At 61.7% G+C, this 12,271-nt stretch carries 18 protein-coding genes; 10 read left to right on the forward strand and 8 right to left on the reverse strand.

Annotation, left to right across the window (positions count from 1 at the left end):
- Positions 1-2: 2 nt before the first annotated feature.
- The 6 genes from FEV53_RS14010 (at position 3) to FEV53_RS14035 (ending at position 2,742) form a co-directional block, all read left to right on the forward strand.
- A complete protein-coding gene (locus tag FEV53_RS14010) occupies positions 3-542 on the forward strand; it encodes a GNAT family N-acetyltransferase (protein WP_142835447.1) in 540 nt (179 codons plus the stop codon).
- 88 nt (positions 543-630) lie between these two features.
- Entirely contained in the window at positions 631-921 is a 291-nt protein-coding gene (locus tag FEV53_RS14015) for a chorismate mutase (RefSeq protein WP_142835448.1), read from the forward strand.
- Position 922: 1 nt separating this feature from the next.
- On the forward strand, positions 923-1,285 hold the full coding sequence (gene rpsP, locus FEV53_RS14020) for a 30S ribosomal protein S16 (protein ID WP_142835449.1): 363 nt from the start codon (positions 923-925) through the stop codon (positions 1,283-1,285).
- Between the two features lie 4 nt (positions 1,286-1,289).
- Positions 1,290-1,919: a 5,6-dimethylbenzimidazole synthase gene (gene bluB / locus FEV53_RS14025; RefSeq protein ID WP_142835450.1), complete on the forward strand. Its 630-nt coding sequence runs from the start codon at positions 1,290-1,292 to the stop codon at positions 1,917-1,919.
- Between the two features lie 75 nt (positions 1,920-1,994).
- Positions 1,995-2,501 (forward strand): ribosome maturation factor RimM, encoded by a 507-nt coding sequence (gene rimM, locus FEV53_RS14030; protein ID WP_142835451.1) that lies wholly within the window; start codon positions 1,995-1,997, stop codon positions 2,499-2,501.
- Between the two features lie 82 nt (positions 2,502-2,583).
- Positions 2,584-2,742 (forward strand): DUF1328 family protein, encoded by a 159-nt coding sequence (locus FEV53_RS14035; protein ID WP_142835452.1) that lies wholly within the window; start codon positions 2,584-2,586, stop codon positions 2,740-2,742.
- A gap of 17 nt (positions 2,743-2,759) precedes the next feature.
- On the opposite strand, the gene FEV53_RS14040 is transcribed toward FEV53_RS14035, so the two are convergent.
- Positions 2,760-3,281 carry a GNAT family N-acetyltransferase gene (locus tag FEV53_RS14040; protein ID WP_142835453.1) on the reverse strand — a complete coding sequence of 174 codons (522 nt, stop codon included), beginning with the start codon at positions 3,279-3,281 and terminating at the stop codon, positions 2,760-2,762.
- A 141-nt stretch (positions 3,282-3,422) separates the two neighbouring features.
- Between FEV53_RS14040 and trmD the strand changes: the two genes are divergently transcribed.
- From trmD to FEV53_RS14060, 4 genes are all read left to right on the forward strand, one after another.
- Entirely contained in the window at positions 3,423-4,187 is a 765-nt protein-coding gene (trmD, locus tag FEV53_RS14045) for a tRNA (guanosine(37)-N1)-methyltransferase TrmD (protein ID WP_425465488.1), read from the forward strand.
- 51 nt (positions 4,188-4,238) lie between these two features.
- Positions 4,239-4,628, forward strand: coding sequence for a 50S ribosomal protein L19 (rplS, locus tag FEV53_RS14050; protein WP_142835455.1), 390 nt, complete (start codon positions 4,239-4,241; stop codon positions 4,626-4,628).
- Positions 4,629-4,639: 11 nt separating this feature from the next.
- Positions 4,640-4,861 (forward strand): 50S ribosomal protein L31, encoded by a 222-nt coding sequence (rpmE, locus tag FEV53_RS14055; protein ID WP_142835456.1) that lies wholly within the window; start codon positions 4,640-4,642, stop codon positions 4,859-4,861.
- Positions 4,862-5,121: 260 nt separating this feature from the next.
- Positions 5,122-5,931, forward strand: a complete 810-nt coding sequence (locus FEV53_RS14060; protein ID WP_142835475.1) for a division plane positioning ATPase MipZ — start codon at positions 5,122-5,124, stop codon at positions 5,929-5,931.
- Between the two features lie 39 nt (positions 5,932-5,970).
- On the opposite strand, the gene FEV53_RS14065 is transcribed toward FEV53_RS14060, so the two are convergent.
- The 7 genes from FEV53_RS14065 to FEV53_RS14095 all read right to left on the reverse strand — a co-directional run bounded on the left by FEV53_RS14065 (position 5,971) and on the right by FEV53_RS14095 (position 12,254).
- Positions 5,971-6,273 carry an H-type lectin domain-containing protein gene (locus tag FEV53_RS14065; protein ID WP_246100827.1) on the reverse strand — a complete coding sequence of 101 codons (303 nt, stop codon included), beginning with the start codon at positions 6,271-6,273 and terminating at the stop codon, positions 5,971-5,973.
- A gap of 88 nt (positions 6,274-6,361) precedes the next feature.
- Entirely contained in the window at positions 6,362-6,799 is a 438-nt protein-coding gene (locus FEV53_RS14070; RefSeq protein WP_142835458.1) for a F0F1 ATP synthase subunit epsilon, read from the reverse strand.
- 64 nt (positions 6,800-6,863) lie between these two features.
- Positions 6,864-8,285 carry a F0F1 ATP synthase subunit beta gene (gene atpD, locus FEV53_RS14075; protein ID WP_142835459.1) on the reverse strand — a complete coding sequence of 474 codons (1,422 nt, stop codon included), beginning with the start codon at positions 8,283-8,285 and terminating at the stop codon, positions 6,864-6,866.
- 20 nt (positions 8,286-8,305) lie between these two features.
- Positions 8,306-9,187: a F0F1 ATP synthase subunit gamma gene (locus FEV53_RS14080; protein ID WP_142835460.1), complete on the reverse strand. Its 882-nt coding sequence runs from the start codon at positions 9,185-9,187 to the stop codon at positions 8,306-8,308.
- A gap of 28 nt (positions 9,188-9,215) precedes the next feature.
- Positions 9,216-10,754, reverse strand: coding sequence for a F0F1 ATP synthase subunit alpha (gene atpA / locus FEV53_RS14085; RefSeq protein WP_142835461.1), 1,539 nt, complete (start codon positions 10,752-10,754; stop codon positions 9,216-9,218).
- Entirely contained in the window at positions 10,754-11,314 is a 561-nt protein-coding gene (locus FEV53_RS14090; protein WP_185962213.1) for a F0F1 ATP synthase subunit delta, read from the reverse strand. The genes atpA and FEV53_RS14090 overlap by 1 nt, the downstream gene beginning before the upstream one ends.
- A gap of 190 nt (positions 11,315-11,504) precedes the next feature.
- On the reverse strand, positions 11,505-12,254 hold the full coding sequence (locus FEV53_RS14095) for a methyltransferase domain-containing protein (protein ID WP_142835463.1): 750 nt from the start codon (positions 12,252-12,254) through the stop codon (positions 11,505-11,507).
- Between the last annotated feature and the right edge of the window lie 17 nt (positions 12,255-12,271).

Genomic DNA, 12,271 nt, shown 5'->3' on the forward strand with positions numbered 1-12,271 from the left:
TCATGGTCGCCACGCCCTTTCCCCGCCTTGGTGCACCGCGCCCGGCCCCTGTGCTGACGACCGGCCGCCTGCGTCTGCGCGCCATGGAGCTCGGGGACTGGCCCACCTATCGCGACGCGCTGACCAGCGACCACGCACACTATATTGGCGGACCGTTCGGGCTGAACGCGGCATGGGGGATGTTCTGCGCGGACATGAAAGGCTGGGAGATCACCGGCGCCGGCGCCCTCAGTGTTGAAACACAGGACGGCACCCTCGTGGGCCAGATTACCCTAAACGACATCCCTGCCTTCCCCGAGCTGGAGCTGGGCTGGCTCACATATCAGGGACATGAAGGCAAAGGGTACGCCGCCGAGGCTGCCGCCACCGTCCTCCATTGGGTCCGCACCGAGATCGCGCCCGCGTCTCTCGTCTCCTATGTGAGCCCCGACAACCCGGCCTCCAGCGCCATTGCCCGCAAAATCGGCGGTACATCCGACTCCGATGCACCCTCTCCCGCGGGCTGTGATCTGGTATTCCGGCACATTGGAGGGACAAACTGATGGCTTCACCTTTCCAAAAATACCCAAATTCGGCCGCCAGCCAGACGCATCGATGGTGGCAATGGCGCATCGACGGAGGGCATCGCGCATGACCGATCACACGGCCCGCCTCGCGGAATTCCGCGACCGCATCGACAGCCTCGACGGCATCCTGCTGCACACGCTGGGCGAACGGTTCCGCATCACCAATCAGGTCGGGCACCTCAAGGCCGAGGCTGGCCTGCCCGCCTTTGATCCCGACCGCGAAGCCGCGCAGCGCGCGCGCTTCCACGAAATCGCCAGAGAGGTGGGCCTGCCCTCCGAACTGGTCGAGCAACTGATGGCCATGATCATTGATCAGGTCAAACTGAACCACGAGAAAATCCGAGGAGAACTCTGAAATGGCAATGAAAATCCGGCTTGCCCGTGGCGGCTCCAAGAAGCGCCCCCACTATTCCATCGTCGCCGCCGACAGCCGCTACGCGCGTGACGGCCGCTTTGTGGAAAAGCTTGGCACCTACAACCCGCTCCTGCCCAAGGATAGCGAAGATCGCGTGAAGATGGACATGGAGCGCGTGCAGTACTGGCTGGGTGAGGGCGCCCAGCCCACCGACCGGATCTCCCGCTTCCTTGAGGCCGCCGGTGTGCTGCCCAAAAAAGAGCGCGCCAACATGAAGAAGGCCGAGCCGGGTAAGAAGGCCCAGGAGCGTGCCGCCGAGAAGGCCGAGAAAGCCGCCGCCGCCGAAGCTCCGGCCGAAGAGTAAGCCCGTGCGGGCTTTCTCCGAAAGCTTTCGACGTGAGCTGACCGAGCTGATGGAGTGGCGGCGCGATGTCCGCCACTTCCGCACCGATCCGGTGGACGAGGCATGCCTGACGGCGTGCCTCGATTCGTTCCTGACAGCCCCATCGGTCGGGCTGTCGGAACCCTGGCGGATCATCCGGGTGGACAGCCCCGCGGCCCGGCAAGCGGTGCGCACAAATTTCGAAGCCGCCAATGCCGAGGCCTTGTCCAGCTATGAAGGCGACCGGGCGCGGCTCTATGCCGGGCTGAAGCTCGCGGGGATCGACCGCGCGCCAGTACAACTCGCCGTCTTCTGCGACGAGGAAACCCCGCAGGGGTCCGGGCTCGGCGCGCGGACAATGCCCGAGATGCGACGCTATTCCGTGGTGTCGGCGATCACGCTCCTGTGGCTCAGCGCGCGCGCACAGGGGTTGGGGCTTGGCTGGGTGTCGGTGCTTGATCCCGACCAGCTCTGCCGTGACCTCGACGTGCCCGAGGGATGGAAGCTGGTGGGGTATCTTTGCCTCGGCTGGCCCGAAGAAGATCACCAGACGCCCGAGCTTCAGCGCCTCGGATGGGAAGCCCGCCGCGAGCGTCTGCATATGCTTAGCCGATGAGAGGCCAGGGTCTGTCCTGTGGCGTCGCTTCGCGCTATGGGTCAGCGACTTCTTTCAGAGGATGAGGCGACAGCGATGAAAGATCATGTCTGTGTCGGGCAGATTGCAGGTGCATATGGCGTGAACGGCGAGGTGAGGCTCAAGAGCTTTTGCGCCAATCCTGCCGACATTGCCCGCTACAGCCCCCTGGCCGCCGAAGACGGCCGAGAGTTCGACCTGGCTCTGGGCAACCCGATAAAAAACGGATTTGCTGCCCGGCTCTCGGGGCTGCGCACCAAGGAAGAGGCTGACGCACTCAGGGGTCTGCGTCTCTACGTGCCGCGCGACCGTCTGCCTGAGGCCGAGGAGGACGAGTTTTACCATGTGGATCTGATCGGGCTTGAGGTTGTGGACACGGGCGGAACGGCAATCGGACGGGTCGCCAATGTAGTTGAAACAGGAGGCGGCGATCTTCTGGAGCTGAAGATCACCGGCGTTGCAGACACAATACTCGCGCCCTTCACCCGCGCCGTGATTCCGACCGTAGATATGGACGCCCGGCGCATTGTTCTGGACCCGCCCGAAGGGCTACTACCAGAATAACACTTCGTCACGGGAACCAGATCACCTCAGCATTGTTGCATAGCCAAACTGCAGATGCAGTGTGCCATTTTGGAGAACCCCAATGCTGAGCCTGTTTATCACCCTTCTCGTCGTCGCCGCCATTGCCGCGCTTCTGGGACTCGGCCGTGTATCTGGCGTGGCCCTTTCGGCTGCCCGCCTGATCATCTTTATCGCGCTGATCCTTTTCCTCCTGTCGCTCCTGGGGGTCGTAGTCCTGTAACCGCGCCTCAGGCTTCGTCAGAAATCTAGCCGCCAGATTTCCGTGTCGTGAGAGGACAGCCTCGGGTCGACACGGAACCCCGCCTTTTGCACCACATGAGCTGAGGCCGGGTTGTCGCGCGGCACTCCACCGATGAGCGTGAGGCTGCCCAAGGATCTGGTTTCCGCGACGAGGCCCCTGACGAGTTCGGTGCAATATCCTTGTCCCCAGAAGCGCTCCGCGAACAGGTAGCCCATGTGCCAGATCGGCCTGTGGCTCCGCTGGTCCGGAACCTCGGCCAGAAGCAACAGCCCGATCAGGTCCTCAGTTCCCCGAGCCCGGATTGTCAGGCTGGTGCTCTCGGCCCGCACCATCTCAACCCACCGTGCGACGGCGTTTTCTCCGTCAGGACGCTGGAGGTGAGGGGGCAGGTGGAGGAGAACGGACGGCTGAAGGACCGCCTCCATACCCTCCAGTAATGTGGCCCGCCGTCGCGGATCACTGAGGTCGTCGGACCAATCGACAACACGCAACCGCCGCGTTTCGAAGGACTTGATCATCGGAGAGCTCCTCTGCCTCACAGACACCTGCTTGACAGGGCTGCGGAGGAGAGTAACCGATCTCCCATGGCTGAAAAGACTCCACCTTCACGCTCGCACGGGCGCCTGAAAATTGCGCCTTCTTTGCAACCCCGTGACCTGATGGCGGAAACCCCTCAGATCGCAGGTGCTTGGGAAGCGCGGATCATCACCCTCTTCCCCGAGGCCTTCCCCGGCACGCTGGGCCTCAGCCTGACGGGCAAGGCGCTCCAGGAGGGTCTCTGGCAACTGAACACCATCGACCTGCGCCAGTTTGGCGAGGGACGGCATCGCAACGTGGATGACACCCCGGCCGGGGGCGGTGCCGGGATGGTGCTGCGCGCTGATGTAGTGGACAAAGCCATCCGCACGGCCCGTGGCGGAACCCCGGTCGATCGCCGCCAATGGCCGGTGATCTACCTCTCGCCTCGGGGCAAGCCCTTCGATCAGGCGATGGCGCAGCGCTGGAGCGCAGCGCAGGGGATGACGCTCTTGTGCGGGCGGTTCGAAGGGGTAGACGAGCGGGTTCTGGAGGAGCATCAGATCGAAGAGGTCAGCCTAGGCGACTTCGTTCTGACAGGGGGCGAGATCGCGGCTCAGGCCTTGATAGACGCGACAGTCCGCCTTATACCGCGCGTGCTTGGGAATCATGCAAGCGTGGAGGAGGAATCTTTCTCCGGTCACCTGCTTGAGCATCCCCAGTATACCAGACCCAGCCAATGGTCCGGTCGCGATATCCCTGAGGTTCTTCTCTCCGGGCATCACGGCAAGATTGCGGAGTGGCGGCGGGAACAGGCCGAAAGGCTGACCAAGGAACGGCGACCTGATCTCTGGCGGGCATATTGTGCGGCGCGCAACGTGAACCCGGATGAAGACCAAGAGCTCTGAGGCGCGAGACACTCCGCGGGCCAACCGTGGGCAGATAAAGGAGCGTATCAGATGGACCTGATCGCACAGCTCGAAGCCGAGCAAATCAAAGAGCTCGGGAAAGAAATCCCGGACTTCAAAGCCGGTGACACCATCCGCGTCGGTTACAAAGTGACCGAAGGCACCCGCAGCCGGGTGCAGAACTACGAAGGCGTCTGCATCGCGCGCAAAAACGGCCACGGCATCGCCGGCTCGTTCACCGTTCGCAAGATCAGCTTTGGCGAAGGCGTTGAGCGGGTCTTCCCCCTCTACTCCACCAACATCGACTCGATCACCGTTGTCCGTCGCGGCAAGGTGCGTCGCTCGAAGCTGTACTATCTGCGTGCGCGTCGCGGCAAATCCGCCCGTATCGCTGAAAAGACCAACTACCGTGCGCCCAAGGGCGCCGATGCCAAAGCTTGAGGAGAGACCCGATGAAAAAGGACCTTCATCCCGACTATCACGTGGTCAACGTCAAGCTGGTCAGCGGCGACATCGTTCAGATGCGCTCGACCTATGGCAACGAAGGCGACCAGATCTCGCTGGACATCGACCCGTCCGTACACCCCGCCTGGACCGGCGGCTCGACCCGCCTGATGGATACCGGCGGTCGCGTGTCGAAGTTCAAGAACAAGTACAAGGGTCTCGGCTTCTGAGCCTTTCCCTATGTGCGTGATATTGGCCCCGCCTGAATGGCGGGGCTTTTTCTTTGGTGCAGCTGTCATATTCCCGAAAAGCGGAATCGATCCCCGCACAGGCCAACACCGCCCGAGCATCATGCGTTCGTCGCCGTGCATATGCTCTACCGCAGCTCGGATGAAATGATGGGCAGTCACTGATACTTGTGGCAGGCAATGCACTTCCCCCCGCCCCAATTCAGCCGTATATGGGGCGAAAATAAGACATGGGGCAGGGTTTGGCGCATATCATCGTTGTTGGAAACGAGAAGGGTGGGTCGGGAAAATCGACCACCTCCATGCATATCGCGACCGCACTTGTCCGGATGGGCCATAAAGTCGGCGCCGTTGATCTCGATCTGCGCCAGCAGAGCCTCGGGCGATATGTGGAAAACCGCAAAGCCTTCATCCGCGAAAGCGGGATTGAGCTTGCGTGTCCCGACTACCGGGAACTGCCTAACATCGATCCCGGCATTCTCGCAGAAGGTCAGCACCCGCAGGCACATAAGCTGGAGAAGGTCGTCGAGGAATTACACCAGATCTCCGATTTCGTTCTGATCGACTGCCCCGGCTCGCACACCCGCCTCAGCCAGATGGCTCATGCTATGGCTGACACGTTGATCACACCGCTGAATGACAGCTTCGTTGATTTCGACCTACTGGCGAGGATGGACGGCCATTCAGGTAAGATTCTTGGCCCCTCGATCTATTCGGAGATGGTCTGGAGCGCCCGTCAGCTCCGCGCAGCGTCGGGCTTGAAGCCGATGGAATGGATTGTCGTCCGCAACCGGCTCGGCACCCAGCAAATGCATAACAAGAAAAAGGTTGGCAAAGCGCTGAGCGATTTGTCAAAACGCATCGGTTTCCGGGTCACGAATGGCTTTTCGGAGCGGGTCGTGTTCCGCGAATTGTTCCCACAGGGGCTGACGCTGCTTGATCTGAAAGATGCCGGTGTGGGGAATCTCAGCCTGTCAAACATCGCGGCTCGTCAAGAGGTCCGCGACCTGATGCGCGAGATCGCCCTACCGGGCGTTGAGATAAATTTTTGAGGGCATGAGTGCGGCCAACGCCGTGCCCCGGTTCTGTGCTCAGTCAAGCGCCCAGATTGCGGGATCGTAGCCCGGACCGATCGCCAACCAATCCGCACGGATGCGGGCCAGACGGCTGTCGCCCCACGTGCGGAAAAGGATGGTAAAACCATCCTTCGTCACGTCTGCTGCGCTGATATCTGTCCGCAAATTGCTGGACGCGATCGAGTCGATTAATCCCAAGCTTACATGCACCGCAGGGTTGCCAATAAAGGTATGCCCGAATTCAACGTAACGACGAATCTCCCGAGGGCCTTCGCCAGTCCACATCTCACCACCACTCTCGTGATGGTTGAACAGCATCGCACTACCTTGTCGCACTGCGGTAAATGAATACCCGTCAGACATCTGTATCAGACCTGCTTCGCCCCGCCAGAAAGTCGGTCAGCCGTCAAAGAGACGGCTGCTTGCAGTCAAGGCCGATGTGATCACCCATGGCAACCATATCGGAGAGCAGTTTGGCTGCGTCATCTACGGGACCAGGCTCATTATGGGACGCCTCGACTGCACGACGCTGCTTTTCAGCGGCTTCGGCGAGCATGTCATCCAGAATGTGCTGGCTCATGTCATTGCGGTGGTAGCTGCGCTCGGCCAGGATCGACACACCCTCAGGGCTGATCTGGGCGAAGCCGCCGGTTACTACATATTCCTCGGTCCCTGTATCGCCTTCGACGTGCAGAACGCCGGGGCGGAGGGTTAGGATCATCGGCACGTGATTGGGCATGGCGGTCAGATCGCCGTCGGTCCCGGGCAGGCGCACGGAGGTGGCCTTGTGCGACGCAACGCGACGCTCCGGGCTGACCAGATCAAAAGTCATCATCTCGGCCATGGAAGTTCTCCCGTCTCGGTGAGTGATGGACCGCCTGCACGCTGGCGGGCGGTCCGGGAGCCAATCAGGCGTTGGCGCTCATCTTTTCGGCCTTCGCCTTCACCTCATCGATGCCGCCGACCATGTAGAAGGCGCCCTCGGGCAGGTGATCGTACTCGCCGGCCACAACGGCCTTGAAGGACGAAATCGTGTCTTCGAGCGGAACCTGCACACCGTCGGAGCCGGTGAACACTTTCGCAACGTCGAACGGCTGGGACAGGAAGCGCTCGATTTTACGCGCCCGGGACACGGCCGCTTTGTCGTCTTCGCTCAGTTCGTCCATGCCGAGAATGGCGATGATGTCCTGCAGTTCTTTGTAGCGCTGCAGGATCCCCTGCACGTCACGCGCCACCTGGTAGTGCTCTTCACCCACGATCTGCGGATCGAGGATCCGGCTCGACGAGTCGAGCGGGTCCACGGCCGGGTAGATGCCCTTTTCGGAGATCGCACGCGACAGAACGGTCGTAGCGTCGAGGTGGGCAAAGGTCGTGGCCGGGGCCGGGTCGGTAAGGTCGTCCGCAGGAACGTAGACGGCCTGGATCGAGGTGATCGACCCGGCTTTGGTCGAGGTGATCCGCTCCTGCATGGCACCCATGTCGGTAGCCAGCGTCGGCTGGTAGCCCACGGCGGAAGGAATACGGCCCAGAAGCGCCGACACCTCGGAACCCGCCTGCGTAAAGCGGAAGATGTTGTCTACGAAGAACAGCACGTCGGTACCGGACTTGTCACGGAAGTATTCCGCAAGGGTCAGACCGGACAAGGCGACGCGCATACGGGCTCCCGGGGGCTCGTTCATCTGACCGTAGACCAGAGCCACCTGAGATTCGGTCAGGTTGTCGGGCTTGATAACGTTGGATTCGACCATCTCGTGATAGAGGTCATTGCCCTCACGGGTCCGCTCACCCACACCGGCGAACACGGAGTAACCCGAGTGCACCTTGGCGATGTTGTTGATGAGTTCCATGATGAGAACGGTCTTGCCCACGCCGGCACCGCCGAACAGGCCGATCTTACCACCCTTCGAGTAGGGGGCGAGCAGGTCGATCACCTTGATGCCGGTCACGAGGATCTCGGACGAGGTGGACTGCTGGGCAAATTCCGGGGCGGGCTGGTGGATCGCACGGGATTCATCGGTGTCCAGAGCGGCACCTTCGTCCACGGGCTCGCCAACCACGTTCAGGATGCGGCCGAGGGTGGCGTCACCCACGGGCATCATGATCGGGCCGCCGGTATCCCGGACTTCCTGACCGCGCACGAGGCCTTCGGTCCCGTCCATGGCGATGGCGCGCACAGTGCTTTCACCCAGGTGCTGGGCCACTTCGAGCACCAGACGCTTGCCGTTGTTGTCGGTTTCGAGCGCGTTCAGGATCTCGGGCAGCTTGTCGTCGAACTGCACGTCGACCACGGCGCCGATGACCTGGGTCACTCTGCCTTTCAATTCAGCCATTCTAGTATCTCCGGTTCGTCTTAGAGGGCTTCGGCGCCCGAAATAATCTCGATCAGCTCGTTGGTGATCACGGCCTGACGGGTACGGTTGAACTCGATCGTCAGGTTGTCGATCATGTCACCCGCGTTGCGCGTCGCGTTGTCCATGGCCGTCATCCGGGCCCCCTGCTCGGAAGCAGCGTTCTCCAGAAGAGCGGCAAAGATCTGCGTCGCAACGCCCCGGGGAAGAAGATCAGCCAGAATGGCTTCTTCCGACGGTTCGTATTCGTAGTTGGTCGAAGCGCCATCGGCCTCTTCTTCCACGTCGAATTTCGCCGGAATGATCTGCTGCGCCGTAGGCGTCTGAGTCATGGTGTTCTCGAAAGCGCCGTAGAAGATCGTCGCCACGTCGAACTCGCCGCCATCAAAGCGGTTCAGCACATCCTGCGCAATCTCCTGCGCATTGCCGTAGCCGACCGATTTCACCTCGGACAGGTCGATGTGATCGTCGAGCAGATAGTGGCTGTAGGCACGCTTGAGCACGGCCCGGCCTTTCTTGCCGACGGTGAGGATCTTGATCGTCTTGCCCTCGCTTTCGAGCTCACGGATCCGGGCCTGCGCCTTCTTCACGATATTCGTGTTGAAGCCGCCGCAAAGGCCCTTTTCCGCAGTCATCACGACGAGCAGATGAGTCTGGTCGCTGCCGGTGCCCCGCAGAAGCAGGGGCGCCGTCTCGCTGTTACCGACCGCCTTGGCCAGCCCACCCATCACCTGACCGAACTGCTCCGCATAGGGACGCGCGCTCTCTGCAGCTTCTTGCGCGCGGCGAAGCTTCGCCGCGGCAACCATCTGCATGGCCTTGGTGATCTTCCGGGTCGACTTGACCGACGAGATCCGGTTCTTGAGGTCCTTCAGGTTGGCCATTCAGCCGTCCTCCTTCGCCGTCACCCGTTTACGAAAAGTCCGCGGTGTACTCTTCGAGGACCTTCTTCAGCCGGTCTGCGGCGTCGCCCTTGATCTTCGGATCTTCGTTGGTGATCCAGTCGAGCACGTCGCGGTGCTGATTGCGCAGAGTCGAGAGCAGACCATCCTCGTAACGGCGGATGTCTTCGACCGCCACGCCGTCGAGGTAGCCCTCGGTCCCGGCAAAGATGATGCACACGATCTCGGCATTGGTCAGCGGCGAATACTGGGGCTGCTTCATCAGCTCCGTCAGTCGCTTACCACGATTCAGCTGCTTTTGCGTCGCGGCGTCGAGATCCGAACCGAACTGCGCAAACGCGGCCATTTCGCGGTACTGGGCCAGTTCCAGCTTCACCGGACCGGCGACCGACTTCATTGCGTTGGTCTGGGCCGACGAGCCGACGCGGGACACCGACAGACCGGTGTTCACGGCGGGACGGATGCCCTGATAGAACAGGTCGGTCTCGAGGAAGATCTGACCGTCGGTGATCGAAATCACGTTGGTCGGAATAAAGGCCGAAACGTCGCCACCCTGGGTCTCGATGACCGGCAGAGCGGTCAGGGAGCCGGAGCCATACTCTTCGTTCAGCTTGGCCGAACGCTCGAGCAGACGCGAGTGGAGGTAGAACACGTCACCCGGATAGGCTTCACGCCCCGGCGGACGACGCAGCAGCAGGGACATCTGGCGATAAGCCACGGCCTGCTTGGAAAGGTCATCGTAGATGATCAGCGCGTGACGGCCATTGTCGCGGAAGTACTCGGCCATCGAGGTCGCGGTGTAGGGGGCCAGGTACTGCATCGGCGCCGGCTCGGAAGCGGTGGCGGACACGATGGTCGTATACTCAATGGCGCCGGTCTCTTCGAGCTTCTTCACCAGCTGCGCAACGGTCGAACGCTTCTGACCGATGGCGACGTAGATGCAGTAAAGCTTCTTCGACTCGTCGTCGCCAGCAGCGTCGTTATACGCCTTCTGGTTCAGGATGGTGTCGAGGGCGACGGCGGTTTTACCCGTCTGACGATCACCAATGATCAGCTCGCGCTGGCCCCGGCCGATCGGGATCATGGCGTCGATGGCCTTCAGACCGGTAGCCATGGGCTCGTGCACGGATTTCCGCGGCATGATGCCGGGGGCTTTCACGTCGGCAACGCGGCGCTCGGCATAAGCGATGTCGCCCTTGCCATCGATCGGGTTACCCAGACCGTCCACAACGCGGCCCAGCATCGCGTCACCGACACCCACGTCCACGATGGAGTTGGTGCGCTTGACGGTGTCGCCTTCCTTGATGTCGCGGTCGGTGCCGAAGATAACGACACCAACGTTGTCGGTCTCGAGGTTCAGGGCCATGCCCTGAATGCCGCCCGGGAACTCGACCATCTCGCCGGCCTGCACATTGTCGAGGCCGTGCACACGGGCAATACCGTCGCCGACCGAGAGAACGCGGCCGACTTCAGCGACCTCTGCTTCTTGTCCGAAGTTTTGAATCTGCTCCTTCAGGATCGCAGAAATCTCGGAAGCTTGGATACCCATTATCCGACCTCTTTCATGGTGTTCTGGAGGGAGGCGAGCTTCGAGCGGATCGACGTGTCGATCATTTTCGAACCCACCTTAACGATGAGACCGCCGATCAGGCTCTCATCGACGGAAAGATTGATGTTCACGTCGCGACCCACGACATTTTTGAGCGTCTCGGCGAGACGTCCGCGCTGTTCGTCGCTCAGCTCCGCGGCGGCGGTCACCTCGGCAGTCACTTCGCCGCGCTCGCGGGCAACCATTTCGCGCAGTGTAATGGCCAGATCGCGGGTGATAAACAGGCGACGCTTACCGGCCATCAGGCGCAGCGCATTGCCGGTGATCTTGTTCAGGCCCATGCGCTCGGCAAGCGCACCAATGGCGGCCTGCTGGCTGTCGCGGCTGTAGACCGGCGAGTGCAGCAGATCGCGCAGATCCGCACTCTCGCCATAGGCTGCGATCAGAGTGTCAGCGTCAGAAGCAATAGCGTCGAGCGCATTCTGCTCTTTCGCCAGGTCGAAAATAGCGGTGGCATAGCGCTTGGCGATGCCGGAAGAAATCGAAGCCGTGTCGGACACATCCACCCTTTCGATATTCGGCGTCCACCGCGAGGAGCCGCCGAAGGCGCCCCCAAACGATGCACAGGTTCACAAGACCGTGCGGTCTCTGCTCGAAATCCCGGCCCGTCTAGCAGAGGGTTTCCGGCGCCGCAACTAAGAGATTGCGCCAACAGCGAATAGGACACACCTCCGCACCGCACATCAGTTGTCACGGGGTTACGCGACTGGGAACCGGCTGACCCGGCGCATCGAGCACCAGCTTCGGCTTGCGCACCATAGCCCCCTGCCCGCCAGCACGCGCCGGAATTTGCTTGCAGGCCTCAACGATTAACACTCCGCCCGCGAAACGCCCGGTCACCTTTCTACCCACGCGCTCCAACATCGGCGCAGCACGCAACCAGAACGGTTTATCCGAAACGGGCTGGAACAGCGTCGCTGAGTGGCGCTGTGGTTTAAAGTCATAGTCCCGCAACTGCTGTTCGAGCTGGCTGAGAGAATAGGGTCGACCAAACCCAAACGGCGTGCGATCGCTCCGCGCCCAGATCCCGGCCCGATTCGGCACGATGAACATCGCCCGCCCCCCCGGGCCCAGCACCCGATAGGCCTCCTGCAAAAGCCGACCCGGGATAATCGACGTCTCAAGGGCATGGAGCATGATTAACCGGTCCACAGCACCGTTCTGTAACGGCCAAAGGGTTTCTTCGCACAGCACCGAATGGTTCGGCTCGCCGGCGGGCCATGGCATCACCCCCTGCGCCCCGGGCATCAGCGCGATGCAATGCCGCGCCTGCGCCCGGAGAGGTCGGAGAAGAGGCACGGCGAACCCCATGCCCGCGACGAATTGACCGGTCACGTCCGGCCAGTACCGCACCACCTCATCCCGGATCGCACGCTGGGCACTGCGCCCCAGCCGGGTCCGATAGTAAAACTGCCGCAGATCCGTCACATCAAGGTGCATTGCGTCCCGCTCTGTGC

It is taken from the genome of Palleronia caenipelagi, assembly GCF_007004065.1.
Taxonomy (GTDB): domain Bacteria; phylum Pseudomonadota; class Alphaproteobacteria; order Rhodobacterales; family Rhodobacteraceae; genus Palleronia; species Palleronia caenipelagi.

What these genes read in the sequence shown, in the direction of transcription:
- atpD (WP_142835459.1), bottom strand. Translation starts at nt 8,285, where the DNA reads ATGGCTGAATTGAAAGGCAGAGTGACCCAGGTCATCGGCGCCGTGGTC.
- atpA (WP_142835461.1), bottom strand. Translation starts at nt 10,754, where the DNA reads ATGGGTATCCAAGCTTCCGAGATTTCTGCGATCCTGAAGGAGCAGATT.
- rplS (WP_142835455.1), top strand. Translation starts at nt 4,239, where the DNA reads ATGGACCTGATCGCACAGCTCGAAGCCGAGCAAATCAAAGAGCTCGGG.
- FEV53_RS14015 (WP_142835448.1), top strand. Translation starts at nt 631, where the DNA reads ATGACCGATCACACGGCCCGCCTCGCGGAATTCCGCGACCGCATCGAC.
- FEV53_RS14010 (WP_142835447.1), top strand. Translation starts at nt 3, where the DNA reads ATGGTCGCCACGCCCTTTCCCCGCCTTGGTGCACCGCGCCCGGCCCCT.
- trmD (WP_425465488.1), top strand. Translation starts at nt 3,423, where the DNA reads ATGGCGGAAACCCCTCAGATCGCAGGTGCTTGGGAAGCGCGGATCATC.
- FEV53_RS14070 (WP_142835458.1), bottom strand. Translation starts at nt 6,799, where the DNA reads ATGGCCGAGATGATGACTTTTGATCTGGTCAGCCCGGAGCGTCGCGTT.
- rpmE (WP_142835456.1), top strand. Translation starts at nt 4,640, where the DNA reads ATGAAAAAGGACCTTCATCCCGACTATCACGTGGTCAACGTCAAGCTG.
- FEV53_RS14040 (WP_142835453.1), bottom strand. Translation starts at nt 3,281, where the DNA reads ATGATCAAGTCCTTCGAAACGCGGCGGTTGCGTGTTGTCGATTGGTCC.
- rimM (WP_142835451.1), top strand. Translation starts at nt 1,995, where the DNA reads ATGAAAGATCATGTCTGTGTCGGGCAGATTGCAGGTGCATATGGCGTG.
- FEV53_RS14035 (WP_142835452.1), top strand. Translation starts at nt 2,584, where the DNA reads ATGCTGAGCCTGTTTATCACCCTTCTCGTCGTCGCCGCCATTGCCGCG.
- rpsP (WP_142835449.1), top strand. Translation starts at nt 923, where the DNA reads ATGGCAATGAAAATCCGGCTTGCCCGTGGCGGCTCCAAGAAGCGCCCC.
- FEV53_RS14065 (WP_246100827.1), bottom strand. Translation starts at nt 6,273, where the DNA reads ATGCTGTTCAACCATCACGAGAGTGGTGGTGAGATGTGGACTGGCGAA.
- FEV53_RS14080 (WP_142835460.1), bottom strand. Translation starts at nt 9,187, where the DNA reads ATGGCCAACCTGAAGGACCTCAAGAACCGGATCTCGTCGGTCAAGTCG.
- FEV53_RS14095 (WP_142835463.1), bottom strand. Translation starts at nt 12,254, where the DNA reads ATGCACCTTGATGTGACGGATCTGCGGCAGTTTTACTATCGGACCCGG.